Here is a 25,717-nt window from a genome sequence, read left to right on the forward strand (position 1 = left end):
TACCAGGATAAAACTGGAACTGTTTGCCGTTTTCAGGCCGCGCATGATGGAGCTGTCGCAGGTGGTCCCATCGCCTGCGGCTCGTTCAATTCAAGGAGCAGCATCATGTCTTTGCAGCATGCGGTCGTCATCGGTGGTTCTTCCGGCATCGGCCTTGCCACGGCGAAATTACTTTTGAAACAGGGATATACGGTCACCATTACGGGCCGCGACGGTGAAAAGCTTGCGGCGGCGAAGGCCTCGCTCGACGGTGATGCGCGCAGCCTCGTGCTCGATGCGACGCAGCTTTCCAGTCTTGGGGAGGCTTTCGCCGGCATCGGCGCGTTCGGTCATCTCGTGCTGGCGATGGGCAGCGGCCATGGCGCCGGACCCTTCGCGACGCTCGACATGGTCGATTTGCTTGCCGGCTTCCAGACCAAGCTCATTCCGCACGCGGCAGCGGCACAGGCGGCACTACCTTTCCTTCAACCGGGCGGCAGCATCACCTTTGTCTCGGCGGTCAGCGCTCAGGCCGCAATGCCCGGCACGGCGGGACTTGCCGCCGTCAATGCCGGTATAGAGGCGATGGTGCCGGTGCTTGCGGCGGAGCTGAAACCGTTGCGTGTCAATGGCGTTTCACCCGGTGTCGTCGATACGCCCTGGTGGAGCTTCCTGCCGCCGGAGCAGCGCGACAGCTTCTTTGCGGATTTCGCCGGCCGCACGCCGGTCGGCCGCGTCGGCAGGCCGGAGGATATCGCGGAGGCGATCGCTTTTTTGATCGGAAACGGCTTCATGAGTGGCCATGTCCTCACCTGCGATGGCGGTGTGCGTCTCGGTGCCTGAGGCAGGGTTCAAACGGTCCCGCCGATGGTTTCGTCGGCGGGAAATTCCATGCCGGAGAGATCGCGGTCCTTCAGTGCCGCCCATTTCAGCAGTGCATCGAGCGCCGGGCAGAGCGCCTGGCCCCAATCGGTCAGACAATATTCCACCTTGGGCGGCACCTGATGATGGACGATGCGGCGGACGATTCCGTCCGCCTCCATCTGCCGGAGCTGCTGGATCAGCATCTTCTGCGAAATCGCCGGGATGGCGCGTTCGAGATCGGAGAAACGCAGGGTCTTGCCGCCGAAGAGGTGGAAGAGAATGATCAGCTTCCAGCGCCCTTCCAGAATTTTCAGCACGTTTTCGACGCCGGTCGCAGCGGAATAGGGTGTCATCAGCTCTCCACCTTACTTTTAGGTAAGTACCATACTTTTTCGTAGGTTCTTGTCATTTCGTGAGCCTGTCGCCATCCTCGTTCCACGGCAACAAAAGAGGATCTGTCATGACTATAGAGCTCCCAAAACCGCTGGCGACCTATTTTGCCGCGAAGAACCGCAAGGACATAGATGGCATGCTTTCGGCCTTTGGCGAGGATGCCCAAGTGCGCGATGAAGGCGAAGATCTGCACGGCCATGCGGCGATCCGCGACTGGATGGAAAAGACGACACGCAAATACGGCGTGACGGTCGAGGTGACCGGTCTGGCCGGGACGGAGGCCAAGCCGATCGTCTCCGCCCTTGTCTCCGGTAATTTTCCGGGCAGCCCGGCGACGCTCCATTACCACTTCACGCTCGACGACCGGTCCATCATCCGTCTGGAGATCGGGGCATGACGATCGCTTCTGCATTCCCCCTCGATCAGAACGAATTTTCCGGCAAGCGCATTCTCGTCACTGGCGGCACCAAGGGCATGGGCGAGGCGGTCGTCGCTCGCCTTTCGGCCGCCGGCGGCAGGGTCGCGACGACGGCGCGCTCGCCGCTGCCGGAAGGCCAGGCGCCCGACCTGTTCGTGCAGGCCGACATCAGCACCGCTGCCGGCGTCGAGACAGTGGTCCAACAGGTGTTCGAGGCATTCGAAGGGCTTGATATCCTCATCAACAATGTCGGCGGATCGTCGGCGCCGAGCGGCGGCTTTGCGGCCCTTGCTGACGAACACTGGCAGGCGGATATCGCCGCCAATCTGCTGGCGCCGGTGCGGCTCGACCGGGCCTTCCTGCCCGGCATGATCGAGCGCGGCCATGGCGTCATCATCCATATATCCTCGATCCAGAGGAGGCTGCCGCTCCATGAGGCGACGCTTGCCTATGCAGCGGCGAAAGCCGGGCTCTCGAATTACAGCAAGGGGCTGTCGAAGGAGGTCGGACCGAAGGGCGTCAGAGTGAATAGTATCGCGCCGGGCTTTATCGAAACGACGGCAGCCACGGCGTTGATCCGGCGCATCGCCGATGAGGCGGGCACGGATGAGGAGGGCGGCCGGCAGATGTTGATGGCTTCACTCGGCGGCATTCCGCTCGGCCAGCCGGGACGTCCCGACGACGTGGCCGAACTCGTCGCTTTTCTGGCGTCGCCGCGTGCGGCCTTCATTCACGGCGCCGAATATACGATCGATGGCGGTACGGTTCCGACCGTCTGAGCGCGGGAAGCGGCGGCAAGCCTTTCCTCGGCCCTGCGGGCGATGGCCTGCAGGTCGCGTGGCTTGCCTGATATCTTCTCCATCGCGGCGATGGCGACATCGGTTGCGAGATAATCCGGCTTATGGCCGACGCCGCGAACGGTGATGAGTTCGGAGCCTGCTATATCGCGGGCAAGCCCGCGCGAATGCAGGTGCTCCCAGACGATCTCGTCGCTGTCGCCTGTGATGATGACGGTGGGCGCTGCGATCTGCGAATAGAGCGGCGACTGTTCCTTCACATAGGCGAGCAGCCTTTTGAAATCGGCTGCGTTGTTGTGGAAAGCGTTGGGTCGCAGCACCAATGACGGACCGGTTTTTTCGATGTAGTCGGCCGGGCGTGGATTGGGGCGGAAGACGTTCAGGGTGCCGCGCTCCAGCCGGTGCAGCCCGAGCGGCACGACGACCGCATGGTTGAAGAGCCAGCCGATAACAGGCGTCGTCGCCACATGATAATACCAGTCGATGCCGCCCGGCCAGGGATGGGTGGCGGGTGCGAGGAAGAGCAGGCCGGCGGTCTTATCGGGATGGCGAAGACCGAAGGCGGCGGCAATCGCGCCGCCGAAGGAATGGCCGACGATAACAGCCTTCTCGATACCGCGCTTCTCCATCAATCGGGCGATCGCATCGGCCTGACCGGAGGGAACTGCATTTTCAGGGCCGCCGCGTTCGGAATAACCGTGGCCGGGGCGATCGACGAACAGCATTTCGGCCCGGCCTTCGAGTGCTGCCCGGAAAGCGAGGAGCTGATCGAGCAGATTGCCGCTGGCGCCGTGAATGAAGACGAGCGCCGGCAGATCGGCATTTTCGGGACGGGGGACGTGGACGGCGTTCATGCGGTAGCCGCCGACATCCGTCAGTTCGCCGATATTCGGATAGGCCTGTTCGAATTGCCGTGCCTTATAGGCGGAATAGCCGATGGCGGCGGCGAGCGGGGCGAGAAGAGCGGAAACTTCTGCAAACATGATCTTAACAGGCGATAATTGCGGCGGTTCCTGCGGAGCAGACGAAGCGTTGCATCGTTTCCCCAACATTCTAAAATTGCGCGGACAGGCCGCTCGTCAAGATCGGCGAACCGGAATCAGGTGCGGTTGCCCGCGAGTTTTTCCGACAGTGTGTTGACCTGTTCCTGCGCCGTACGTTCGGCCGGATAGATGCTGAGGAACTGCTCCCAGGCCTTCAAGGCCAGCTGATCGTTGCCGGCGTTGCTGAGGATCGCCGCCATGCCGGAGAGCGCGCCGAAATGGCGCGGCTCGAGATCCAGCACGTGTTCGATGTCGGACATCGACTTGCGATAGTTGCCCATGATGAAATTCAGCGTGGCGCGGCGGTTCCAGCTCTCGGCGTAATCCGGCTTCAGCGTGATCGCCTCGTCGAGGAAGTCGAGCGCGGCGGGATTGCGCTTTTCCTCGATCGCTTTGTCGGCCCACTGCATCAGCAGATTGATGGTGGCGCTGCCGGAATCGTTCCATTCCAGACGGATTTCGTTCGCGATGCCGCTGGCCTTTTCGGGATCGCGCTCGCGCTTCAGCTGGCTGAAGAGCTGGTCGAGGCGCTGTTTCGGCGAAGAGTCGACATTCGTCTGCTCGACGATGACGTCCTTTTCCGCGGCAGCAGCCGGAAAGGCGGAGGTGAGCAGGATCAGAGAGAGCGGCAGTGCCGCTGACGTCAAAGCAAAAAAGCGCATGGCGGACATATTAGCCCGCCAATGCCGAAGATCAAACGAATTTGACGTGATCACCGTAGCGACCCACCGGATATGGTTGCAGGCGCAGCTTGCGCCGCAAGGCGATCCGGACGCGCGAAATCAGCCCTGACGAGCCTTGTAGCGCGGGTTCAGCTTGTTGATGATGTAGATGCGGCCCTTGCGGCGAACCAGACGGTTGTCACGGTGACGAGCCTTGAGCGACTTGAGCGAATTCTTGATCTTCATTTTTCTGATCCGCGATCTCTGTGGGGGAATTCACATTCGCCCGTATCTTTAACAATCAAAAGCGCGCCGTCGGGGCGCGCTCTTTAGGTGGGGGAGCAGATACCCCGTCACCTCCACCATGTCAACCGCATGAAGGTGTTTTTCCCGGGGCTTGGCCGCGTTTTCTCACGATGAAATCGGCGATTTCGACGTCAATGTGGTGACATGGCCCATCTTGCGGCCGGGGCGCCATTCGCTCTTGCCGTAGAGATGAACCAGCGTATCGGCGCGTCGCAGCCAGTCGGGAACGGCAAGGATGTCATCGCCGATCAGGTTCTGCATGACGCAGTCGGAGTGGCGCTCGGCATTGCCGAGCGGCAGGCCGGCGACGGCCCGGATATGTTGTTCGAACTGGCTGACGACGCAGGCAGCTTCCGTCCAGTGGCCGGAATTGTGCACGCGCGGAGCCATCTCGTTGGCGATGAGGCTGCCGTCAGCGAGCACGAAGAATTCGATGCCGATGACGCCGACATAGTTCAACGCTGCGAGGATCTTTTCGGCCGATCGGCGCGCGGCGTCTGCCGTCGCTTCGGGGATCGCGGCTGGAACCGTTGAGGTGTGGAGGATGCCGTCGCGATGGACGTTCTCGGCGGGATCGAAGCAGACGACCGCGCCGTCGGTGGCGCGTGCGGCGATAATCGAGATCTCGCGTTCGAAGGCGACGAAGCTTTCGAGGATGAGCGGCACGGCGCCGAGTGCGGCATAGGCACCGTCAGGGCTGTCGGCCGCCGATCGGAAAACCTTCTGTCCCTTGCCATCATAGCCGAGACGGCGGGTCTTCAGCACGCCCTGGCCGCCGAAATCCTGAAGTGCCGCTTCGAGATCGGCCTGGCTGTCGACGGCGTGGAAACGGGCTGTTGATATGCCGCAGCCATTGAGGAAGCGTTTTTCGACGAGCCGGTCCTGGGCAGCCTCCAGCGCCTTCGCAGGCGGGTAGACGGGAACGCGCTCGGCGAGCGTCTCGGCGGCTGCGACGGGCACATTCTCGAATTCGTAGGTGACGAGATCGCAGGCGGCCGCGAGTTCGGCCAGCGCTGCCGGATCGTCATAGGCTGCGACGATCTGCCGGTTGGCGAGCTGGGCGGCGGGGCAGTCGGCCTGCGGCTCGAGGATGATCGTGCGGAAATTCAATCTGGCGGCGGCAATGGCCAGCATGCGGCCGAGCTGGCCGCCGCCGATAATGCCGATCGTTCCTGCGCTCATAGGTCGTCCATGGGGTATTCGGCGACGGCCGCACTCTGGCGTTCGCGCCATTCGTCGAGCCGGTCGGCGATCTCCTCGTCGGAGAGGGCAAGCACGGCGGCGGCGAGAAGGGCGGCGTTGACCGCGCCCGCCTTGCCGATGGCGAGCGTTCCCACAGGAATGCCGGCCGGCATCTGCACGATGGAAAGCAGGCTGTCCTGGCCGGACAGGGCTTTCGACTGGACCGGCACGCCGAACACGGGCAGCGGTGTCAGCGCGGCGGTCATTCCAGGCAGGTGCGCAGCGCCGCCGGCGCCGGCGATGATGACCTTGAAGCCCTCCGCGCGTGCGCCCTTGGCGAAATTGACCAGCCTGTCGACTGTGCGGTGCGCCGAAATGATGCGCGCGTCATAGGGAATTTCCAGCGCCTCCAGCGTGTCGGCGGCGTTTTTCATGGTCTCCCAGTCGGACTGGCTGCCCATGATGATGGCGACGGGTGGTCTGTCTGTCATCGTTGCTGCGGTCCCTCTCAGGCGATGATATCAGGGATGATCTGATCTTCCAGCTTGGAGAGCTTGTCCTTGATGACGAGCTTCTTCTTCTTCATGCGCTGGATCCGCAGAGCGTCGCATCCCATCTGGATCATGGCATTGATCGCGGCGTCGAAATCCTCGTGCTCCTGGCGCAGACGCGCCACCATGAGCCTGACATCCGCCTGTTCCTGATCGGCCATATGCATTCCCCGTTATCGTCCTCGGATCTTGTCCGATCTGCCGATGATTTCCGCAAGCTCCTATCACCAAATACAGGTAACGGCTAGTTAGTCTTGATCATGAATTTGCCATCTAGTCTTCATCTTTTGGCCTTCGACAAGCCTTCAAAAATGTGTCACAGTCCGCCGGTTGACACCTTGTTCCCCGACGACGATGGCCGGGGAAGGGTAAGAGGAAGGAAGGGTCAAATGACAGTTCAAGCTCATCTTGAATCACTCCAGAAAAAGCATGTAGCACTCGAGGAGGAGTTGCACGCGCTCAGAACAGCTCCCTCAATCTCCGATACTGAAATTGCCGAATGCAAGCGCCGCAAGTTGCGCATCAAGGACGAGATCCAGCGTCTCAAGTCATCCGTCCACTGATCTTCCCAAGGGTCGCCGGCCGATCATCTTGCGTTAGAAGAGGTAAATCCATCCATTCCGCCGAGAATTAGCAAGAACCGGTGATCTACACCAGATATGCGCCAGTCCGATGCATGCGGCATCGCGGCTGGCGTTTTTGCAGCATCACTCTTCAAAAATATTCATATGATCCGCATCGCTTCCCACGGTCTTGGGGAACATGCATCAGGCCCAGAATTGATCCAGCCATAGATTGAGCTTGTCGAAGCCGCGGTTGTTGACCGTGTAGATGCGCCTCGTGCCTTCCGAGGTCACCGAGACGAGGTTGCTGTCGAGCAGCGCCTTCAGGTGTTGCGACACAGCCGGACGGCTAATCGGCAGGCCTTCGGCGAGTTCGTTGACCGTCCTTGGAGCGCGACGCAATTCCTCCAGCAGAAACCGCCGGTTCGGGTCGGAAATCGCAGAGAAGGGGTCCGTGGTCGACATGGCGGGAACGCTACGTCAAACCGGCCGTTCCAGCAAGGAAATTGTGCATTGCAGCGTATTGCTGCAATCTCCTTTGCGCTCCTGAAACGACGTGGCGCTGCAGGGCTTCTACCAGCCAAGGCCTTCGCGCACGATCAGGAAAGCGGCGATCAGGGCCATCGCATACATGAAGGGATAGAATATTTCCGGCTTCATGCGGCGCACGCACCAGGCGCCGGCGATGGTCGCGAGCGGGGCGAAGGGCAGGAGCGTCGCCGACGTCGCAAGATTCTGCGTGTCGAGCTGGCCGAGCGCAAAATAAGGGATAAGCTTGATGGCGTTGAGGATCGCGAAGAAGCGCGCGCTGGTGCCGGTATATTCACGCGGCTGCAGTTTAAGCGGCAGGGCATAGATCTGGAACGGGGCGCCGCCGGCATGGGCGACGAAGCTGCCGTAGCCTGAAAATGTCCCCCAGAGGCTGGCGGCCACTGGCCGCTGGCCGCGCGGCGGGATTACCTTTCCGGCGCCGGGGCCGAAATTATTCCAGAAATAGCGCAGGCAGAAGAGAATGGTCACCGCGCCGATGACGATGCGCAGCATATTGCCCGGAACGAGCGCCGAGGTCGCCCAACCGAGCCCGATGCCGAAGATCGCGCCCGGCAGCATGATCTTCAGCGTCGCCCAGTCGCCGTGCTTGCGCCAGATGACGAGCGAGATCATGTCCATGAAAACCAGGATCGGCAACAGGATTGCCGCCGCCTCGACCGGCGAGACGACAAGGGCGAGGAAGGGCAGGCCGATCAGCGACAAAGCGTCGCCCATGCCGCCTTTCGCAAGGCCCACCAGCAGAACGGCAGGCACGGCAGCGTAATAGAATGATAAGTCCTGCGGCATGCTTTCGACGTCCTCCTCTTGCAAGCCTCCTCTAACGGAACTACTCACACAAAACGAGTGCGGATCCGCCATTTCGCGGGGGAATTCGCAGGAAACGGAAAGACCCCATGACCGAACCGGAAAACCGCTGCCGCCTTGTGCTCATCGTACCCGATATCGCCGATGCCGATGAGCGCGCAAAGATCGTCGCAGACGCACTGAAGGGCGGCGACGTCGCCTCGGTGATCGTGCCGCAATACGGGCTCGACGACGGCGCCTTCCAGAAACATGCCGAAAAGCTCGTGCCGCTGATCCAGGATGCCGGAGCGGCGGCGCTGATTGCCGGCGACAGCCGCGTGGCGGGGCGGGCGAAGGCCGATGGCCTGCATCTCTCCGGCAATGCCGAGGCGCTTTCGGAAGCGATCGAGAAACACGCGCCGAAGCTGATCGTCGGCGGCGGCAACGCCGCTGATCGGCATCATGCGCTGGAGATCGGCGAAGCCCGGCCCGACTATATTTTCTTCGGCAAGCTCGACGGCGATATCAAGCCGGAGGCTCATCCAAAGAACCTTGCGCTCGGCGAATGGTGGGCCTCGATGATCGAGATCCCTTGCATCGTCATGGGCGGCACCGATCCGTCGTCGGCGCTTGCCGTCGCGGAGACCGGGGCGGAGTTCGTGGCGCTGCGGCTGGCAGTCTTCGGCGAGCCCGGCCGGGCGCCCGCCGTCGTTGCCGAAATCAACGCGATGCTTGACGAAAAAGCGCCACGGTTTGAGGATTGAAATCGCGCTCATGCCGATCCCGCCCGCCCGTCTTTTGAAATATTTCCTCGCCAGCATGGCGGTCCTGACTGTGGCCGGTCCGGAGACCGTCCTGGCACAGGCGCCCGACAGCGTCATCAGCCAGCCGGGTACGGCGCCGGCTTCCACCTTCCGGACCGACCGACCGACCGGTCCGGGTGTTAAACCCTCCGACGGTGTCGGCGTGTTCGACCGCATGGGAGCGAAGCTACCGGATCTGCCGCCGGAGAAGGATTACAAGGGGCCGATCGACGAAGCTTATGGCGCCTACCAGCGCGGCTATTATCTGACCGCCATGGACAAGGCGCTGCCGCGCGCCCAGCTCGGCGATCCGGCGGCGCAGACGCTGATCGGCGAAATCCTCTCGCAGGGCCTGGGGGTCAAGAAGGACGTGAAGAACGCCGCCTTCTGGTACGGCAAGGCAGCCGATGGTGGCGATGCGGCGGCAATGTTCAAATATGCGCTGATGCTGATGGAGGGCGAGGGCGTCCAGCGTGACAAGGTCAAGGCCGACGACTACATGCGCAAGGCGGCCGAAGCCGGCAATTCGTCGGCAGAATTCAATTGGGCGCAGATTCTTGTCGCCGACAATCCCGGTGAGAAGGGGCTGAAGCTTGCGCTGCCCTTCTACGAGAAATCGGCCGAGCAGGGCGTTGCCGACTCGCAGTATGCGGTGGCGCAGATCTATGCGTCGCTGAAGGACCTGCCGGAGGAAAAGAAGCAGCTTGCCCGCGAGTGGATGGTGCGCGCCGCGCGCGCCGGCTTCGATACCGCCCAGCTCGATCTCGGCATCTGGCTCGTCAACGGCGTCGGCGGGCCGAAGGATTACGTCAAGGGTTTCGAGTGGCTGAAACTTGCCGCCAACGGCGGCAATGTCGTCGCGCAGAACAAGCTCGCCCATCTCTACATCAATGCCATCGGAACGCCGCCGAACCCGATCGAGGCGGCGAAATGGTACGTGCTGTCGCGCCGTGCCGGACTTGCCGATCCGTCGCTCGAGGATTTCTATCTCGGCATCGAAGACAATCAGCAGAAGGCTGCGATCGACGCGGCCAACAAGTTCCGGCGGCGGTAGGCCGCGGCTCGTCTGCGTGCCTGAGGGTGCCGGACGCTCGCGCCGACGCGGATCAGAAAAGTGCGTCGGCGAAAAGGTCCTCGTCGTTTTCAGCTTTCGGCGTCTCGGCGGGAGCAGCGGCGCTTTCCTCGCTCGCGGGGATGATCTCGCGATGGGTATTGCGCTCCTGGACCATCGTGTAGAGTTTGAAGATCTTGCGGTCGAGCGGTGCGATCGTCTCCGTGAGATCGGAGATATCGGCAATCTCGGCACCGGCAACGCCGTCGAGCACATCGGCGCAGCGGGCGAGCACGTCGCCGAGATCATGCTGGAAATCGAGCTTGCCGATCAACAGGTTGATCTTGGTGGCGACCTCGCGGCCATTTTCGGCAAGCACCTTGAGTTCGTTTTCCATCACGTTGGCGGCTAAGCGAATGTTGCCGACGGCCGATGTCAGGCTCTCTCCCAGGCCGCCAGCTCCGGCATCGGTTGCCGGGGCGACACGGCCGGCTGCGGCTTCGAGCGTAGGCAGGCCGTTGACGATCGCGTCGGCGGAATCGTCGAGCTTGCCGGCGAATATGCGCAACTCGGCGGTGACGACGTTGATCGACTTGCCTTCCTCGCCCAAACGGCTGCAGCGCAGGTTGGTATTCAAGGCCATGTAATGGATGTCGGTCTTGACGGCGCGGATGTTGCCGATCGCCTCGAAGAGCTTGGCGGCCGTGCCGATCGTCGACTGGCTCACCTGGTCGGCCTGTCGGCTTGCCGTATCGACTTGCTTGACGATTTCGTGGGCGGCCGAAACGCTGGATTCCAGCGCGCGCATGAAGTTGCCGCCGGCCTCGCCGTTCTCGCCGCTCATCTGATCGCGCAGCTTGAGGATCTCTCTCGTGTCGTGGTCGAAACTTGCGATCGTCTTGACGACGCTCTCCGAATCCCGCTGGAAATCGGCGCACATCTCGCTCATCTGCGCCGCGGTCAGATGATGAATGACGTTCTGGAGGCGCTGGCGCGCGCCCGCGTCGAGCCGGGCGCCATCCTCGCCCGCAAGGAAATCTTCGAGCAACGAAAAGGTGGCCTGCACATGCTCGATGCGCTGGCGGGTGATATCGCCGATCTGCAGGGCGGACAATGTCGAGGCGACCTTGCCCTGGACGCCGCGGGCAATCGCACCGACCTCGCGGGCGATGACGCCCAGATCCTTGCGGTGCCCGGCGATCTTTGCGGCATCATCGCGGAGCGCTGCCGCAACGGCCGGAACGGTATCGGCATATCCCCTGGAGACGCTGGCGCCGAGGGAAGCCGCAAGTTTGACCTCCTTTTCGAGGCTGTCGAGATGGGCGGCGAAACGGTTGACTTCATCCGTGCCGGAATAGATGCGCTCCAGGATTTCCTGGGCGAAGCCGGCGAATTCGGCTAGCCCGGCGCCGGTGATCTTCACGGTCACGGCGAAGGTTCTGAGGTAGCGCATCGTCTCCTGCATGTCAGCGACATGCTTGCGCAGTTCCCTGCCGGTATGCGCTAGCGAGACCAGCGCCTGCTGACGGTTTTCCTCGGTGACCGGCAGCGCCGTCAGGCTCTCGACCGTGGAGTGGAGATCGGCGCTGGTGTCACTCGACTCCTTGTTGTCGAGCGCCTTGGTCACGCTTTCGAGCGAGTTTAGCAGACGGTTGAGGACATCCATCACCGAGAGCAGCACCGTGCCGCCTTCGAGGAAACGTTCCTCGACCTGGCTGCGGGCAGATTCCAGGGTCTGGCTGATGTCCCGCCCTGACGTGTAGGCTGCAGCGTGTGGTGATACCTGTGCGTGTGCCAATTTTATACCTTTTCTTAAAACGCAGGCAATTTGACTCTATTTTTACGGGCAGGATGGAAACGACCGGTAAACGCGCCAGACTCGTCTACGTTGTGATTAATGAAAGATGTGGAGGCGATGCCGGCAGAAGCTGCATAGCCGGTGATTATTATACAACATATTGTTTTCTCTCGATTTATCTCCGAATTCTGAGAGAAAAATACAACTTTTCCTGGATGAGAATTGGGAGTCGCGGGATTGGCTGTGCAGCAGCTTTCTACAACCGCTGTTTACCCGCCATTAACGCTGTCGTGAGAGTCCTTTAAGGGTCATCAAGTATTTCTCTGGCCCAGGAGGCTGCATTGGATACTCCGAAACAATATTGCGAATCTATAAATTTGCCTGATGCGCTGAGTATTCGCGATGCATCCGAATTGTATTCCAAGCTTACTGATGAATTTCAGAGCCGTGATACAATCATCATCAGCATTCCCGAAGGCGCAGAAGCGGATCTGAGTTTCGTTCAACTCATCGAATCCTCGCGCCGTCAAGCAAAAGCCAAGGGAAAGACGTTCAAGCTTTCTTCGCCAGCCAACGGCTCGGTCCTGAAGGTACTTGAACGCGCAGGTTTCATTGAATTATTTGATCAAGAAGACGCCAAGTTCTGGTTGCATAAAGAGGTGACGTTATGACTGCAAATATCCTGACCGTTGACGATTCCGCCAGCATTCGCCTGACCACCAAGGTCACGCTGACCAATGCCGGCTACAGCGTGACCGAGGCGGTCAACGGGGCAGAGGGCCTCGTGGCAGCCAAGGGCAGCAGCTTCGATCTGATCGTGACCGATCTCAACATGCCTGTCATGGACGGGCTGACGATGATCGAGGAACTGCGCAAGCTGCCGGCGCAGGCAGGCGTCCCGATCATCTTCCTGACGACGGAATCGGATGCCGATCTCAAGGCCCGCGCCAAGGCCGCCGGCGCGACGGGATGGCTGACCAAGCCGTTCGACCCTGAGAATCTCGTGAAGATCGTGAAGAAGGTCTTAGGAAGATGAACACGCTCGATCCCGTTGCCGTATTCCGAATGGAAGCTGCCGAATGCCTCGAAGCGATCGAGGCCGGTCTTCTCGACCTGACGCACCAGCTCGACAACAAGGATCTCGTCGACGCCGTGTTCCGCGGGCTCCACACGCTCAAGGGCTCGGGCGCGATGTTCGGTTTCGAGGCGCTCGCTGCCTTCACCCATCATTGCGAAACCGCCTTCGACCGCGTTCGCAAGGGCGAGGTCGCGGCGACCAGCGAACTCGTGGCCGCCGTCCTTGCGGCCCAGGACCATATGCGTGCCCTCGTCGACCAGCCGGACGCCGATCACGGCGACACCGGGCATAAGCTTCTGGCGCAGTTGCAGGCTGCCGTCGGCGGCAAGTCGCCTGCCCCAGCGGCGGTCGCTGTTTCCGCACCCGCCGTCGCGCGCGAAGCTCCGGCGAAAAAGAAGAACAGCTGGCGCATCCGTTTCAGCCTGCCGGCCAATTCGATGGCGAACGGCACCAATCCACTCGGCCTGCTGGACGAGTTGCGCGATCTCGGCGAATGCACCGTGCGCGCCAACACATCGGCCATTCCGTCTCTCGACGAGCTCGCTCCGACGGAATTGTACATTTCCTGGGATGTGACGTTGACCAGCGAGCAGGACCGCTCGGCGATCGACGACGTTTTCATCTTCGTGCTCGACGACATGGAACTCAGCGTCGAGGAGATCGATGCCGCGACAGCGGCGACCGCCGCTTTCGTCGAGGCAAAGCCGGCACCTGCCCCTGCTGCAGCGGCATTGCCCGTTCCGCCGGCCGCTGTGCCGGAGTTCCGCCCTGTCGAGGCGGTTCCGGCAAAACGCGACGCACCCGCCGCCGTCAGCCAGGCGAAGGCTGCCGAGAGCGTGCGCGTTCCGGCCGAACGCCTGGACGAACTGATGGACCGCGTCGGTGAGCTCGTCATTGTGCAATCGCGCCTCAGCCAGCTCGCCAGCGCCAGCACGGATATCGCGCTGCGCTCCGTCTCGGAAGAAATCGAACGCCTCTCCGGCGAACTCCGCGACACGATGATGGTACTGCGCATGGTGCCGGTCGCAACTCTCTTCTCCCGCTTCCGCCGTCTTGTCCACGATCTCGCCCGCGAGACCGGCAAGGTGATCGAGCTGGTGACCGAGGGAGAGAGCACCGAAGTCGACAAGACAGTCATCGAGCGCCTGGCCGATCCGTTAGTGCATCTGGTGCGCAACTCGATCGACCACGGCTTGGAAACACCTGCCGACCGCCTTGCCGCCGGCAAGACCGAAGCTGGCACGGTGACGCTTTCGGCCCGCCAGGCCGGCGGCGAGGTGATCATCTCGATCAAGGACGACGGCCGCGGCATCAATCGTGAAAGGGTTCGCGCCAAGGCGGAATCTTCCGGTCTCATCCATCCCGGCCAGCCGCTTTCCGACTCCGAGCTCTTGCAACTGATCTTCGCTCCCGGCTTTTCGACGGCCGCGGCGATCACCAATCTGTCCGGCCGCGGCGTCGGCATGGACGTCGTCAAGAAGACGGTCGAAGCGCTCCGTGGCGCAATCGATATCGTCAGCGCGCCCGGACAGGGTTCGGAAGTATCGCTGCGCATCCCGCTGACGCTTGCCATCATCGACGGCCTGCTGGTGCGCGTCGGCTCCGGCCGCTACGTCATTCCGCTCTCGGCGGTCGAGGAATGCCTCGAACTATCGCTCGAGGAAGATCTCCGCTCGCGCGGCCGCAGCTTCATCTCGCTGCGCGACAGCCTGGTGCCGTTCCTGCGCCTGCGCGATCTTTTCCGCACCGGCACGAAACCCGACGTGCACCAGAAGGTCGTGGTGATCTCGACCGGCACGGAGCGGGTCGGCCTCGTCGTCGACCAGATCATCGGCGACCACCAGACGGTCATCAAGTCGATGTCGAAACTCCACAACGATGTGGCGACCTTCTCGGGTGCGACCATTCTCGGCGACGGTAGCGTCGCTCTCATTCTCGACGTCGGGCACCTGGTTGCCGCGGGTCAGCAACAGGAGGCGCAATTGCGGGTAGCAGGATGAGTGCAAGAGCAGCAGCCGTCGAACGGTTCGACAATCACTGGAGCTATGCCGAGGAAGTCGAAGTGCTGACCTTCGATCTCAACGGTGAAACCTTCGCGCTGGAGGCGGTCATCGTCCAGGAAATCCTGGACCTGCTTCCGGAGACCGCGGTGCCGGGCAGCCAGCCCTTCGTCGCAAGCGTCATCAATTTTCGCGGCAAGGTCATTCCGCTCGCCGACCTGCGCCTCGCCTTCGGGATGGAGGCGGCGGAGGCCACGATCGACAGCCGCTTCATCGTCATCGAGATCGATCTGCAGGGCGAACAGACGCTCGTCGGTCTGCGCACCGACAAGGTGAATGAGGTGACGACGCTCGCAAAGACCGCGAGCGAGGCGCCGCCCAGCGTCGGCATGCGCTGGCGCGCCGACTACATCAACTGCCTGGTGAAGAGGGGCGGAGAGTTCATCATTCTCCCGAATCTGCGGGCGATCTTTTCATCGCGACATGATGCGGCGGGAGCCGCCAATTGACGCCGGATGAATTCACGAGGGGGTTAGACCGATGCGATTAACAATCAAGACGAAATTGGTGACCGCGTTCACCTTCACTATTCTGATGCTCGTGGGCACCGCCGCTTACGGCATCCTCAGCCTTGGATCGCTGAACGACACGATCGACAGGCTCCTTTCCGGCCCGGCAGCTCGTCTCGATTTGGCTCAGCAGATCAACATCGCCCAGCTGGAAGCGATCCGGCAGCAGAAGAACCTGCTCACGGCGCGTAACGCCGATGATATGGCCGGCGCGATCGAGAAGGGCAATCTGGCCCGCAAGGAATTCGACGACGCCTTCAATCACGTACAGGCGCTTGCGACCGAAGAGGGCAAGGCGCGCTGGGCGCGTATCGCCGAACTTTCCAAGACCTTCGTTGCCGCCGACGATCAGATCCGCGCCTATGTGAAGGCCGGCAATACCGATGGCGCAAACGATATCTCCATCACGACAGCGCGCGCGGCCGCCAATAATATCGACGCGACGCTCTCCGAAATCCTGGCGCTCGAAAAGCAGCGCATGAAGACTGCCGATGATGGCGCCCAAACACAGTATGAGACGACGCGCACGATGATGGTTGCCGTCGCCGCCGTCGCCCTGGTGATCGCTGCCCTCACGGCTTTCTGGATCGCCGGCACGATCAGCAAGGGTCTCAATCGGGCCAACACCGTGGTTCGCGAAGTATCTGAAGGCGATCTGACGAAGATGGCCGAGATCACCGGCCATGACGAAATCGGCGAACTTCTGGGCAACGTCAACATCATGATCGAGCGCCTGCGCGGCGTCGTCGCCGACGCGCTGTCGGCCGCCGAAAACGTCTCTTCCGGCAGCCAGCAGCTTTCGGCAAGTTCCGAGCAGGTGTCGCAGGGCGCCACGGAGCAGGCCGCTTCCGCCGAAGAGGCCTCCGCCTCGATGGAGGAGATGGCAGCGAACATCAAGCAGAACGCCGACAATGCCGCCCAGACGGAGAAGATCGCCCGCCAGTCGGCCAAGGATGCGGAAGCCAGCGGCGAAGCGGTGACGCGTGCCGTCGACGCCATGCGCACGATCGCCCAGAAGATCAGCATCGTCCAGGAAATCGCCCGCCAGACCGATCTGCTGGCTCTTAACGCTGCCGTCGAAGCGGCACGCGCCGGCGAGCACGGCAAGGGTTTTGCGGTCGTCGCATCGGAAGTGCGCAAGCTTGCCGAGCGCAGCCAGTCTGCAGCTGCCGAAATCAGCTCGATGTCGAGCGATACCGTCAAGGCGGCCGCTGATGCCGGCGAGATGCTTGGGCGCCTGGTACCTGATATCCGCAAGACGGCGGAACTGGTCTCTGAAATCAGCGCCGCCTGCCGTGAGCAGGATATCGGCGCCTCGCAGATCAACGAGGCGATCCAGCAGCTCGACAAGGTGACGCAGCAGAATGCCGGCGCGTCCGAGCAGATGTCGGCCACCTCCGAGGAGCTCGCCTCACAGGCGGAAGAACTGCAGACGTCGATCGCTTTCTTCAAGGTGGATACGGCAGGCAGCGCACGGACCGGCGCCCAGAAGACGCAGCCGAAAGGTTCGTCCAAAGTGAAGGCCCCGGCTCTTGTCCGCAAATCCGCCCCGCCGGCCTCCGGACAGGGTCGTGGCCAGACGGTTTCGGCTCAGCAGCAGCGTCTCAAAGGCTTTGCTCTCGACATGTCGATGGGCGGCCCTGATGCCGGCGACGACGACTTCAGGGAGAGCGCCTAAGCGCTCCCCTGGGGAGGCGTCCGAGCGCCTCCGTTCTCATGCGATCCCTCGGGCTGCTCCGGCGGCCCGAGGCTGAAATATCCCCAACGCGTGTATGCGTTGGCGCTGTGACCGATAGATGTCCGGCTGCCGGGAAGTGAATGTAGTCGCTTTCCCCCTTTCAGACTTATCACTTTGAAGTTCGACGTTCCGTGGACGGAACGTCTCGCAAGCTTCCGGCGGCTGCCGATGCCGCGCACGGAAGTCCTCGAATTTCTAACCGTGGCATGTTTCGCCCGCGGAATTTATTGCTGCATGATGCCGCGCCCCCGATCCAAATTGATTGCCTCGCTCTCACAGAGGAATATTGAGATGCGTATTACGATTAAACTTAAACTCGCAGCCGCATTTGGCTTTGTCATATTGTTATTGGTGGGTAGCGCGGTCTACGGCATCCTTAGCCTGGGCTCATTGAACGACGCCGTCGGCAACCTCGTGTCGGGGCCTGCAAAAAGGCTGGAACTGGCTCTGGAAGCCAAGGCTGCAGAGCTCAATGCCGTTCGCTGGCAGAAGAATGCCCTTCTGGAAATGAATCCCGAAGTGGTCACCAAGGACTACCAGAACTCGGCGAAGAGCATGGAAGACATGCTCGCCTTTGCGACAGGCGGCCGGCAGCTCGCAACAGCCGAGGGCAAGCCCACTTGGGACCGGCTGGTAGAGCTCGCTAAACGCTTCACTGAAGACTCAAACAAGGTCGCCTCCTTGCAGGAGAGCGGCGATAGGGCAGGTGCTGCCGCCCTTTCGTCGGGAGAGGTTCGCGCCCTGGTCATGGAACTGGAAGACGTTTTCGAGACGCTCGTCGCGCTTCAACAGAAGGCGATGACGCAAGCCGATAACGATAACGATGTCCTCTATAGTTCCACAAAGAACATGCTGATCGGCATCGCGATCGGCGCGTCCGTGATCGCTTTCACTGCTGCGCTTTGGATCGCCCTCGGCGTCAGCAGCGGTCTGCGCAAGATCATGGACGTCGCCAGCGCCGTTGCCATCGGTGACCTGAACCAGAAGGTCGAGATCAGGAGCAACGACGAGATCAAGGATCTCGTGAACACGATCAACGTGATGACCGACAATCTCCGCACTACCGCGGAGATCGCAAACGAGATTTCCAATGGCGACCTCAGTGTCACCCCGAAGCCGCTTTCCGACAAGGATACGCTCGGCATCGCCATGCTCGGCATGGTGAACAATCTGCGCGCCACCGCCAATGTCGCCAACCAGATTGCCGAAGGCGACCTTTCCGTCGACGTCAAGCCGCTCTCGGCCAAGGATACGCTCGGCATCGCCATGCAGAGCATGGTTGCCAATCTTCGCGTCACCGCCGAGATTGCCACGCAGATCGCAAACGGCGATTTGATGGTGTCTCCCAAGCCGCTTTCGGCCAAGGACACGCTCGGTATTGCGCTCGCACAGATGGTCGAGCGCCTGCGCGATGTCGTCGCTGATGCGATTGCCGCTGCCGAGAGCGTATCGGCCGGCAGCCAGGAATTGTCGGCGAGCTCGGAACAGGTCTCGCAGGGCGCCAGCGAACAGGCGGCTTCTGCCGAAGAGGCCTCCGCCTCGATGGAGCAGATGGCTTCCAACATCAAGCAGAATGCCGACAACGCCGCCCAGACCGAAAAGATCGCCCGTCAGTCCGCCAAGGATGCGGAGATGAGCGGAAGCGCCGTTGCCCGGGCCGTCGACGCGATGCGCACGATCGCCCAGAAGATCAGCATTGTTCAGGAAATCGCTCGCCAGACCGATTTGCTGGCTCTTAATGCCGCCGTCGAAGCCGCGCGTGCGGGTGAGCATGGCAAGGGTTTTGCGGTCGTCGCATCGGAAGTGCGCAAGCTCGCCGAACGCAGCCAGTCGGCCGCTGCCGAAATCGGGGCTATGTCGAGCGATACCGTGACGGCTGCCCAGGAAGCCGGCGACATGCTCGGCCGCCTGGTGCCCGACATCCGCAAGACGGCGGAACTGATTTCCGAGATCAGTGCCGCCTGCCGTGAGCAGGATATCGGGGCTGCCCAGATCAACGAGGCGATCCAGCAGCTCGACAAGGTGACGCAGCAGAATGCGGGAGCCTCCGAGCAGATGTCTGCGACTTCGGAAGAACTCGCCGCCCAAGCGGAAGAGCTGCAGGCCTCGATCGCTTTCTTCAAGATCGAGATGGCAGACAACGGCAAGGCGGCGACGAGCGGTCGGCAGGGCCGCGGCGCGGCGGTCAAAATGACCACGCGAAGCCCGGCCGCGGCGCGCAAACCGGCAGGCAAGGGGGCAGCCGCCAACAGCGTTGCCAGCCAGCAGGCTCGGGCGAAGGGGTTTGCTCTCGATATGTCGATGGGCGGCCCCGATACGTCGGACGACGAATTCCGGGAGAGCGCATAGCGCTTTCCCCGGTGCAGAACGGGGAGCTGTTACGGCGGCCTCTCGAATATGACCGACGCAAAGATGCGCCGGGGAATGCCGGCAGAGTCGTGAACGCATGACGCGTCTTCACCACTGCGCAATTTGAAATTCGCAGGAAATCCACAGCAATTCTAAGGGGTGTTAGAATGCGTTTCACGATCAAACTCAAACTGAGCCTGGTGTTCGGTTTCATCGTTCTCCTGACCTGCGCCATGGCAGGTCTTTCGATCTACAATCTCTCGTCGCTGAACAGCGACATCTCGATCATGGTCGCCGGTCCGGTCGCCAACCTGCGCGATTCCGGCGATCTTTCCGATGCCGTGATGCGTTCCATCCGCGCCGAAAAGGACGCGATCATCAATACCGATGCCAGCAAGATCGGCGGCTATGTCGATGAGATCTCGCAGCAGCGTGACCTGATCAAAACGCTCCATGGCCGCCTTTCCGCCTCCGACGATCCGGAGATCAAGACGGCGATGGCGCAGTTCGGCGATCTCTACGGCAAATGGACGGCGCTACAGGATCATATTGCCGATCTCGCAACGCAGAACACGACGGAAACCAACGCGCAGGCCGGCGTCACCTCGATGGGCGAAGGCCAGCAGGTGACGACGCAGCTTCTCGGCATCCTCGCCAAGCTCAACGACACCGTGACCGGCAACGTCGCCGAAACGGATGCCGCCACCAACGACCAGTATGCGCAGTCGCGCAATATGCTTGTCATGATGACGGTCGGCCTGATCATCGTCTCGTCGGCGGCTGCCATCTGGATCCTGCTCAATATCTCCCGTGGCCTGAAGCGCGCCGTCAGCCTTGCCGATGCCGTCAGCATCGGTGACCTCGAACAGAATATCGACCACAAGAGCAACGACGAAATCCGCGATCTCGTCGATTCGATGAGCCGGATGACCGCGAACCTTCGTAATACCGCAACGATCGCCAACCAGATCTCCAACGGCGACCTGATGGTCTCTCCGAAACCGCTCTCGGAAAAGGATATGCTCGGCATTGCGCTCGAGCAGATGGTCGAGCGCCTGCGTGGCGTCGTCGCCGACGCGATCTCGGCTGCCGAAAATGTTTCGGCCGGCAGCCAGGAATTATCGGCAAGCTCCGAGCAGGTGTCGCAGGGCGCCACGGAACAGGCCGCGTCCGCCGAAGAGGCCTCCGCCGCGATGGAGGAGATGGCCTCGAACATCAAGCAGAACGCTGACAATGCGGCCCAGACCGAGAAGATCGCGCGTCAGTCGGCGAAGGATGCGGAAGCAAGTGGGGACGCGGTGACACGCGCCGTCGACGCCATGCGCACGATCGCCCAGAAGATCAGCATCGTTCAGGAGATCGCCCGTCAGACAGATCTGCTGGCTCTCAATGCGGCCGTCGAAGCAGCGCGCGCCGGCGAGCACGGTAAGGGTTTTGCGGTGGTCGCATCGGAAGTGCGCAAGCTTGCCGAACGCAGCCAGTCGGCGGCAGCCGAAATCGGGGCTATGTCGAGCGATACAGTCAAGGCCGCTCAGGAAGCCGGCGACATGCTCGGCCGCCTGGTGCCCGATATCCGCAAGACGGCAGAACTGGTCTCCGAGATCAGCGCCGCGTGCCGCGAGCAGGATATCGGCGCCTCGCAGATCAACGAAGCGATCCAGCAGCTCGACAAGGTGACGCAACAGAACGCTGGCGCTTCCGAGCAGATGTCGGCAACCTCCGAGGAGCTCGCCTCGCAGGCGGAAGAGCTGCAGACGTCGATCGCCTTCTTCAAGGTCGATATGGCAGGCGGGCCTCGCGAGCGCGCGCCGGCAGCCAGGATGACGGTGCGGAGCCCCGCTCCGGCCGCCATCCGCAAGCCTGCAACCAAGAAACCGCCCGCCAACGCCGTCGCAGCTCAACAGGCGCGGGTGAAAGGTTTCGCTCTCGATCTCTCCATGGGCGGTCCAGATGACGGGGACGCCGAATTCAAGGAAAGTGCATGATCATGGCCACGACATCTCTGGAAGCGCAATTCGTGACCTTCAGCCTGGGCGACGAAATTTTCGCCGTGCCGGTTGAGGTGGTGCGGGAAATCCTCGACTATGCGGAAGCTTTCAAGATTCCGAACGGTCCCGACTATCTGCTCGGCCTGCGCGACGTGCGCGGGCAGGGCGTGCCGACGATTGATCTTCGATTGAAGCTCGGCATGACGAAGACCGTGCCGACGCCGCACACGCGGGTGCTCGTCCTCGACGTGCCGATGGAAAGCCGGCTGCTCACCCTCGGCCTCGTCGCCGACCGCGTCTTCGAGGTCACGCCGTTCCGGCGTGACCAGATCGAGGCGGCGCCCGACATCGGCGTGCGCTGGCGCTCGGATTATATTGCCGGCGTCGTTCGCCGCGAAAACGGCTTCGTCGTCATCATCGATCTTGCACGGCTGCTGTCACGCGAGGACGCCTCGGCACTGCAATCGGCGGCCTGACGCCCCAAGTCAAATCTGGAGTACTGCGTTCTATGAGTATGGCAGCGGTGGAAACCCAATTGCCCGGCGACCGGATCAGCAAGCGCAATTTCGACAAGCTTGCCCGGTTCATCTACGACTATAGCGGCATCAAGATGCCGCCGACCAAGCTGACGATGCTCGAAGGGCGGTTGAGGCGCCGCCTTCGCGCGACCAATCATTCGACCTTCGACGATTATTGCGACTTCCTGTTCAATCACGACGGCCTCGCCCAGGAAACCGTCTACCTCATCGACGTGGTGACGACGAACAAGACGGATTTCTTCCGGGAAGCCAAGCATTTCGACTACATGCAGACGGTGGCGCTGCCGGCGATCGCCAACAGCGGCGTGCGCACCATCCGCACTTGGAGCTCGGCCTGCTCGACGGGGGCCGAACCCTACACGATGGCGATGGTGCTGGCGGAATTTGCCGAAGGCCGCAACGACGTTTCCTACAGCGTACTTGCCACCGATCTTTCCACCGACGTGCTGCAGACGGCGCGCCGGGGCATCTATCCGGAAGACATCATCGCGCCCGTGCCGCGCGACCTGCAGCGCAAATACGTGCTTGTTGCCAAGCAGCCGGGCCGCAAGGAGGTGCGCATCACACCGAAACTGCGCAGCAGGGTGGGTTTTGCCCGAATGAACCTGATGGACGACAAATACCCGGTCGGCGACTTGATGAACATCATCTTCTGCCGCAACGTGCTGATCTACTTCGACAAGCAAACCCAGGCCGGTGTGCTCAACCGTCTCTGCAATTGCCTGGCGAAGGGCGGCTACATATTCATCGGCCATTCCGAATCTATCACCGGCTTCGACCTGCCGTTGAAACAGGTTTCGAATACGGTGTTTCAGCGTATCTAGAGCATTTCCGCTTTTCTCCTCGCGGAAATGCTCTATCTCTTTGTTTTCACGCAATTCCCGGCAAAAGCGTTTCGCGCTTTGCCTGGCAAAACCGTTACACACTTTTGCTGGAATTGCTCTGGAGGCATCCATGCGTAAGAAAATCCGCGTTCTCATCATCGATGATTCCGCCAGCATCCGCCAGACACTGAGCCATGTGCTGGAGCAGGATCCCGATATCGAGATCATGGGGGTGGCATCCGATCCTTTCGTGGCGGCGCGGAAGCTGCAGGAGGAAATCCCCGATGTCATCACGCTCGACGTGGAGATGCCGCGCATGGACGGCATCACCTTCCTTCGCAAGCTGATGTCGCAGCGGCCGATCCCCGTCGTGATGTGCTCGTCGCTGACGGAGGCGGGCTCGGAAACGCTGCTTCAGGCGCTCGAGGCAGGCGCCGTCGACGTCATTCTGAAATCGAAGATCGGAGCTGCCGACGGTCTCGCCGATGACGCCATGCGCATTCGTGAAGTCGTGAAGAGCGCTTCGCACGCGCGGCTTTCCACCGTGCGCCGCGCCGCCGGAACCATTCGCTCCGCCTCCGCCGAGGGGCCGGCCAAGAAGCTGACGGCGGATGCGATGCTGCCACCGCCGACGGGACGGGCGATGGCAAAGACGACGGAGATGGTCGTCTGCGTCGGCGCCTCCACCGGCGGCACCGAGGCGTTGCGCGAATTCCTGGAAGAACTGCCGGCCAATGCTCCAGGCGTGGTGATCGTCCAGCATATGCCGGAGAAATTCACCGCTGCCTTTGCGAAGCGGTTGAACGGACTCTGCGAGGTCGAGGTCAAGGAAGCCGCCGACGGCGACCCGGTGCTGCGCGGCCATGTGCTGATCGCCCCTGGCGATAAGCACATGCTGCTCGAACGCCAGGGAGCGCGCTATTATGTGAGCGTGAAGACCGGGCCGCTGGTCTCCCGCCACCGGCCTTCCGTTGATGTGCTCTTCCGTTCGGCGGCGCGTTCGGCCGGCTCGAACGCGATGGGGATCATCATGACCGGCATGGGCGACGACGGCGCGCGCGGCATGCTGGAAATGCACGAGGCCGGAGCCTACACGGTGGCGCAGGACGAGGCGAGTTCCGTCGTTTTCGGCATGCCGAAGGAAGCGATCGCCAAGGGCGGTGTCGACCGTATCCTGCCGCTCGATCAGATCGCCCGCGAAGTGCTGATGACACAGCAGAAGTTTTAGGACCTGTTTGAACAGGCGAAGCCGGCGGTATCATAGGATGCGGCCGGCCTTTATTTTAGCCCTGCAGGTTCTGCATTCAGGCGAGATAACCGCCGTCGATCGTCAGGCTGGCGCCGGTGACGAAGGCGGCCTCGGCACTGGCGAGATACGCGGCGAGGCCGGCAATCTCGCGGTCCTCACCCAAACGGCCAAGCGCCATCAGCGGCTTAAGGCGCTCATGATCGTCCTCATTGGAGTTCATGTCAGTCGCCGTCGGGCCGGGCTGGATGTTGTTGACAGTGATGCCGCGTGAGCCGAGATCGCGGGCGAGGCCGCGGGTCATCGCGGCGATGGCGCCCTTCGTCATGCTGTAGACCGCCGAGGTTGGAAAGCCGCTGCGATCGGCAGCGACGCTGCCGATGGTGATGATGCGGCCGCCTTCCTTCATATGTCTTGCCGCGGCCTGGATGCCGACGAACGCAGCGCGGACATTAACGGCGAACATCCGATCGAAATCTTCGAGCGAATAGTCGTCGAGCGGGTTGAGGATAAGAATGCCGGCATTGTTGACGAGAATGTCGAGACCGCCAAAATGCCCGGCTGTCAACGCGACGGCATCCTGCACGGCCTTCGAATCGGCACTGTCGGCCCGGATCGCCAGCGCCTTGCCGCCAGCGGCCTCCAGTTCGGCGACGATCGCCTTCGCCCTGTGCTCTGAACTTGAATAGGTGAAGGCGACGGCGGCGCCATCGGCTGCGAGCCTTCGGACGATGGCGGCACCGATGCCGCGCGCGCCGCCGGTAACGAGGGCAATCTTGGTGGAAAGAGGTTGAGACATGGAGATTTCCTTCTGTTTTTTGGATTGATCAGTCTAGAATTGCTCATGGAAAAGTCAGCTCGGAGTTGTTCTCCTCAACGAAGGCTTCTGATAGCCATGCGCGCGATGTTGCGGAGCGTCTCGGGTGGGGCGCCGTTTCGGGCGCTGACTTTCATGCCCGCGAGAGCTGCGCCGAGAAATGGAACGGCGTCGGCGATATCGATATCCGCTGCGAGTTCTCCGGCCCCGCGAGCCTCACCGAGAAGGCCCTCAATCGCCAGGTGAAGCGCGTGGCCGGCGCTGTCGGTAAGAGCTGCGATCTCGGCATCGGTGCGACCGAATTCGCAGATGGCACTGACGCCGAGGCAGCAGCGCCGCGCCTCGGCAGCGGGACGTGAGGCGAAGGCGACGAGAGCACCTTCCAGCGCCTCGATCGGCCGGCCCTCTCGGCGGAGATCGGCGACGATTTTGCCGACGCTGTCGGCATTGTAGCGCTTCAGTGCTTCCAAGTAGAGGCTGCGCTTGTCGCCGAAGGTGTCGTACATGCTCTGACGGCTGATCTTCATCGCCGTCAGCAGATCGTCTGTCGAGGTGCCTTCGTAACCATGCTCCGAGAACACGCCGATGGCGGCCTGAAGGGCGGTGTCGCGATCGAATTCCTTGTGTCTTGCCATGGCAGACGATTTACACTTTCTGGACTAATCTGTCCATAATAAAATTGGCATGGCTTGCATTGCAGGGCAGCCATGCGCGCCTCCCCTTGAAATTTCCGTGATTTTGTGGTCTTGAGGCCGCCAATCTTTGCAGCGCTGCCTGTCATGCATGTTCAGGGACATTTCCCGCCCCTGGCAGCGCGCGCCTCG

The 25,717-nt window shown here is 61.8% G+C and carries 28 protein-coding genes; 16 read left to right on the forward strand and 12 right to left on the reverse strand.

Features of this window, described 5'->3' with window-relative positions; all coding sequences use genetic code 11:
• The first annotated feature begins 105 nt into the window (after window positions 1–105).
• Entirely contained in the window at window positions 106–822 is a 717-nt protein-coding gene (locus EFD55_RS21080; protein WP_125847000.1) for an SDR family oxidoreductase, read from the forward strand.
• An 8-nt stretch (window positions 823–830) separates the two neighbouring features.
• On the opposite strand, the gene EFD55_RS21085 is transcribed toward EFD55_RS21080, so the two are convergent.
• Window positions 831–1,196, reverse strand: a complete 366-nt coding sequence (locus EFD55_RS21085; RefSeq protein WP_125847002.1) for a winged helix-turn-helix transcriptional regulator — start codon at window positions 1,194–1,196, stop codon at window positions 831–833.
• 107 nt (window positions 1,197–1,303) lie between these two features.
• Between EFD55_RS21085 and EFD55_RS21090 the strand changes: the two genes are divergently transcribed.
• Window positions 1,304–1,633: a nuclear transport factor 2 family protein gene (locus EFD55_RS21090; protein ID WP_125847004.1), complete on the forward strand. Its 330-nt coding sequence runs from the start codon at window positions 1,304–1,306 to the stop codon at window positions 1,631–1,633.
• Window positions 1,630–2,433: an SDR family oxidoreductase gene (locus EFD55_RS21095; RefSeq protein ID WP_125847006.1), complete on the forward strand. Its 804-nt coding sequence runs from the start codon at window positions 1,630–1,632 to the stop codon at window positions 2,431–2,433. The genes EFD55_RS21090 and EFD55_RS21095 overlap by 4 nt, the downstream gene beginning before the upstream one ends.
• Here EFD55_RS21095 and EFD55_RS21100 read toward each other — a convergent pair.
• From EFD55_RS21100 to EFD55_RS21125, 6 genes are all read right to left on the reverse strand, one after another.
• Window positions 2,385–3,434, reverse strand: a complete 1,050-nt coding sequence (locus EFD55_RS21100) for an alpha/beta fold hydrolase (RefSeq protein WP_125847008.1) — start codon at window positions 3,432–3,434, stop codon at window positions 2,385–2,387. The genes EFD55_RS21095 and EFD55_RS21100 overlap by 49 nt on opposite strands.
• Window positions 3,435–3,550: 116 nt before the next feature.
• On the reverse strand, window positions 3,551–4,165 hold the full coding sequence (locus tag EFD55_RS21105; protein ID WP_125847009.1) for a tetratricopeptide repeat protein: 615 nt from the start codon (window positions 4,163–4,165) through the stop codon (window positions 3,551–3,553).
• A gap of 111 nt (window positions 4,166–4,276) precedes the next feature.
• The gene (gene ykgO, locus EFD55_RS21110; protein ID WP_003582204.1) at window positions 4,277–4,402 is read right to left on the reverse strand and encodes a type B 50S ribosomal protein L36; all 126 of its coding nucleotides are present in this window, start codon (window positions 4,400–4,402) and stop codon (window positions 4,277–4,279) included.
• 165 nt (window positions 4,403–4,567) lie between these two features.
• Window positions 4,568–5,644, reverse strand: a complete 1,077-nt coding sequence (locus EFD55_RS21115) for a 5-(carboxyamino)imidazole ribonucleotide synthase (protein WP_125847011.1) — start codon at window positions 5,642–5,644, stop codon at window positions 4,568–4,570.
• Window positions 5,641–6,135 (reverse strand): 5-(carboxyamino)imidazole ribonucleotide mutase, encoded by a 495-nt coding sequence (gene purE, locus EFD55_RS21120; protein WP_125847013.1) that lies wholly within the window; start codon window positions 6,133–6,135, stop codon window positions 5,641–5,643. The genes EFD55_RS21115 and purE overlap by 4 nt, the downstream gene beginning before the upstream one ends.
• 17 nt (window positions 6,136–6,152) lie before the next feature.
• Entirely contained in the window at window positions 6,153–6,356 is a 204-nt protein-coding gene (locus EFD55_RS21125) for a YdcH family protein (RefSeq protein ID WP_125847015.1), read from the reverse strand.
• A gap of 228 nt (window positions 6,357–6,584) precedes the next feature.
• Between EFD55_RS21125 and EFD55_RS21130 the strand changes: the two genes are divergently transcribed.
• Complete coding sequence (locus EFD55_RS21130) at window positions 6,585–6,758, forward strand: YdcH family protein (protein ID WP_009996782.1); 174 nt, start codon at window positions 6,585–6,587, stop codon at window positions 6,756–6,758.
• A 204-nt stretch (window positions 6,759–6,962) separates the two neighbouring features.
• Here the strand turns inward: EFD55_RS21130 and EFD55_RS21135 are convergent, their stop codons facing one another.
• Together EFD55_RS21135 and EFD55_RS21140 are read right to left on the reverse strand one after the other, a co-directional pair.
• Window positions 6,963–7,223, reverse strand: a complete 261-nt coding sequence (locus EFD55_RS21135) for an ArsR/SmtB family transcription factor (protein WP_125847017.1) — start codon at window positions 7,221–7,223, stop codon at window positions 6,963–6,965.
• Between the two features lie 108 nt (window positions 7,224–7,331).
• Window positions 7,332–8,096: a sulfite exporter TauE/SafE family protein gene (locus tag EFD55_RS21140; protein WP_125847019.1), complete on the reverse strand. Its 765-nt coding sequence runs from the start codon at window positions 8,094–8,096 to the stop codon at window positions 7,332–7,334.
• Window positions 8,097–8,203: 107 nt separating this feature from the next.
• On the opposite strand from EFD55_RS21140, the gene EFD55_RS21145 reads away from it, so the two are divergent.
• Together EFD55_RS21145 and EFD55_RS21150 are read left to right on the forward strand one after the other, a co-directional pair.
• On the forward strand, window positions 8,204–8,857 hold the full coding sequence (locus EFD55_RS21145) for a thiamine phosphate synthase (protein WP_125847021.1): 654 nt from the start codon (window positions 8,204–8,206) through the stop codon (window positions 8,855–8,857).
• A gap of 10 nt (window positions 8,858–8,867) precedes the next feature.
• Window positions 8,868–9,950 carry a tetratricopeptide repeat protein gene (locus EFD55_RS21150; RefSeq protein ID WP_125847023.1) on the forward strand — a complete coding sequence of 361 codons (1,083 nt, stop codon included), beginning with the start codon at window positions 8,868–8,870 and terminating at the stop codon, window positions 9,948–9,950.
• Window positions 9,951–10,002: 52 nt separating this feature from the next.
• Here the strand turns inward: EFD55_RS21150 and EFD55_RS21155 are convergent, their stop codons facing one another.
• Window positions 10,003–11,745: a methyl-accepting chemotaxis protein gene (locus EFD55_RS21155; RefSeq protein WP_125847024.1), complete on the reverse strand. Its 1,743-nt coding sequence runs from the start codon at window positions 11,743–11,745 to the stop codon at window positions 10,003–10,005.
• 341 nt (window positions 11,746–12,086) lie between these two features.
• Here EFD55_RS21155 and EFD55_RS21160 point away from each other — a divergent pair, with 341 nt between their 5' ends.
• The 10 genes from EFD55_RS21160 to EFD55_RS21205 all read left to right on the forward strand — a co-directional run bounded on the left by EFD55_RS21160 (window position 12,087) and on the right by EFD55_RS21205 (window position 24,058).
• Window positions 12,087–12,416 (forward strand): STAS domain-containing protein, encoded by a 330-nt coding sequence (locus EFD55_RS21160; RefSeq protein WP_125847026.1) that lies wholly within the window; start codon window positions 12,087–12,089, stop codon window positions 12,414–12,416.
• Entirely contained in the window at window positions 12,413–12,781 is a 369-nt protein-coding gene (locus EFD55_RS21165) for a response regulator (protein ID WP_125847028.1), read from the forward strand. The genes EFD55_RS21160 and EFD55_RS21165 overlap by 4 nt, the downstream gene beginning before the upstream one ends.
• Window positions 12,778–14,823, forward strand: coding sequence for a chemotaxis protein CheA (locus EFD55_RS21170; RefSeq protein WP_125847030.1), 2,046 nt, complete (start codon window positions 12,778–12,780; stop codon window positions 14,821–14,823). Before EFD55_RS21165 ends, EFD55_RS21170 begins: the two co-directional genes overlap by 4 nt.
• Window positions 14,820–15,332 carry a chemotaxis protein CheW gene (locus EFD55_RS21175; protein WP_125847032.1) on the forward strand — a complete coding sequence of 171 codons (513 nt, stop codon included), beginning with the start codon at window positions 14,820–14,822 and terminating at the stop codon, window positions 15,330–15,332. Before EFD55_RS21170 ends, EFD55_RS21175 begins: the two co-directional genes overlap by 4 nt.
• 31 nt (window positions 15,333–15,363) lie before the next feature.
• The gene (locus tag EFD55_RS21180; protein WP_125847034.1) at window positions 15,364–17,070 is read left to right on the forward strand and encodes a methyl-accepting chemotaxis protein; all 1,707 of its coding nucleotides are present in this window, start codon (window positions 15,364–15,366) and stop codon (window positions 17,068–17,070) included.
• 351 nt (window positions 17,071–17,421) lie between these two features.
• A complete protein-coding gene (locus EFD55_RS21185) occupies window positions 17,422–19,479 on the forward strand; it encodes a HAMP domain-containing methyl-accepting chemotaxis protein (RefSeq protein WP_125847036.1) in 2,058 nt (685 codons plus the stop codon).
• A gap of 167 nt (window positions 19,480–19,646) precedes the next feature.
• The gene (locus tag EFD55_RS21190; protein ID WP_125847038.1) at window positions 19,647–21,464 is read left to right on the forward strand and encodes a methyl-accepting chemotaxis protein; all 1,818 of its coding nucleotides are present in this window, start codon (window positions 19,647–19,649) and stop codon (window positions 21,462–21,464) included.
• Window positions 21,461–21,943, forward strand: a complete 483-nt coding sequence (locus EFD55_RS21195) for a chemotaxis protein CheW (RefSeq protein ID WP_008533121.1) — start codon at window positions 21,461–21,463, stop codon at window positions 21,941–21,943. Before EFD55_RS21190 ends, EFD55_RS21195 begins: the two co-directional genes overlap by 4 nt.
• A gap of 32 nt (window positions 21,944–21,975) precedes the next feature.
• Entirely contained in the window at window positions 21,976–22,830 is an 855-nt protein-coding gene (locus EFD55_RS21200) for a CheR family methyltransferase (RefSeq protein WP_125847040.1), read from the forward strand.
• Between the two features lie 130 nt (window positions 22,831–22,960).
• Entirely contained in the window at window positions 22,961–24,058 is a 1,098-nt protein-coding gene (locus EFD55_RS21205; protein ID WP_125847042.1) for a protein-glutamate methylesterase/protein-glutamine glutaminase, read from the forward strand.
• A gap of 76 nt (window positions 24,059–24,134) precedes the next feature.
• Here EFD55_RS21205 and EFD55_RS21210 read toward each other — a convergent pair whose 3' ends face one another.
• Both EFD55_RS21210 and EFD55_RS21215 read right to left on the reverse strand, forming a co-directional pair.
• The gene (locus EFD55_RS21210; protein ID WP_125847044.1) at window positions 24,135–24,875 is read right to left on the reverse strand and encodes a 3-oxoacyl-ACP reductase family protein; all 741 of its coding nucleotides are present in this window, start codon (window positions 24,873–24,875) and stop codon (window positions 24,135–24,137) included.
• 74 nt (window positions 24,876–24,949) lie between these two features.
• The gene (locus tag EFD55_RS21215; protein ID WP_125847046.1) at window positions 24,950–25,528 is read right to left on the reverse strand and encodes a TetR/AcrR family transcriptional regulator; all 579 of its coding nucleotides are present in this window, start codon (window positions 25,526–25,528) and stop codon (window positions 24,950–24,952) included.
• Window positions 25,529–25,717: the final 189 nt, after the last annotated feature.

Origin of the sequence: Rhizobium pisi (genome assembly GCF_003938655.1) — a bacterium.
Taxonomy (GTDB): Bacteria; Pseudomonadota; Alphaproteobacteria; order Rhizobiales; family Rhizobiaceae; genus Rhizobium; species Rhizobium pisi.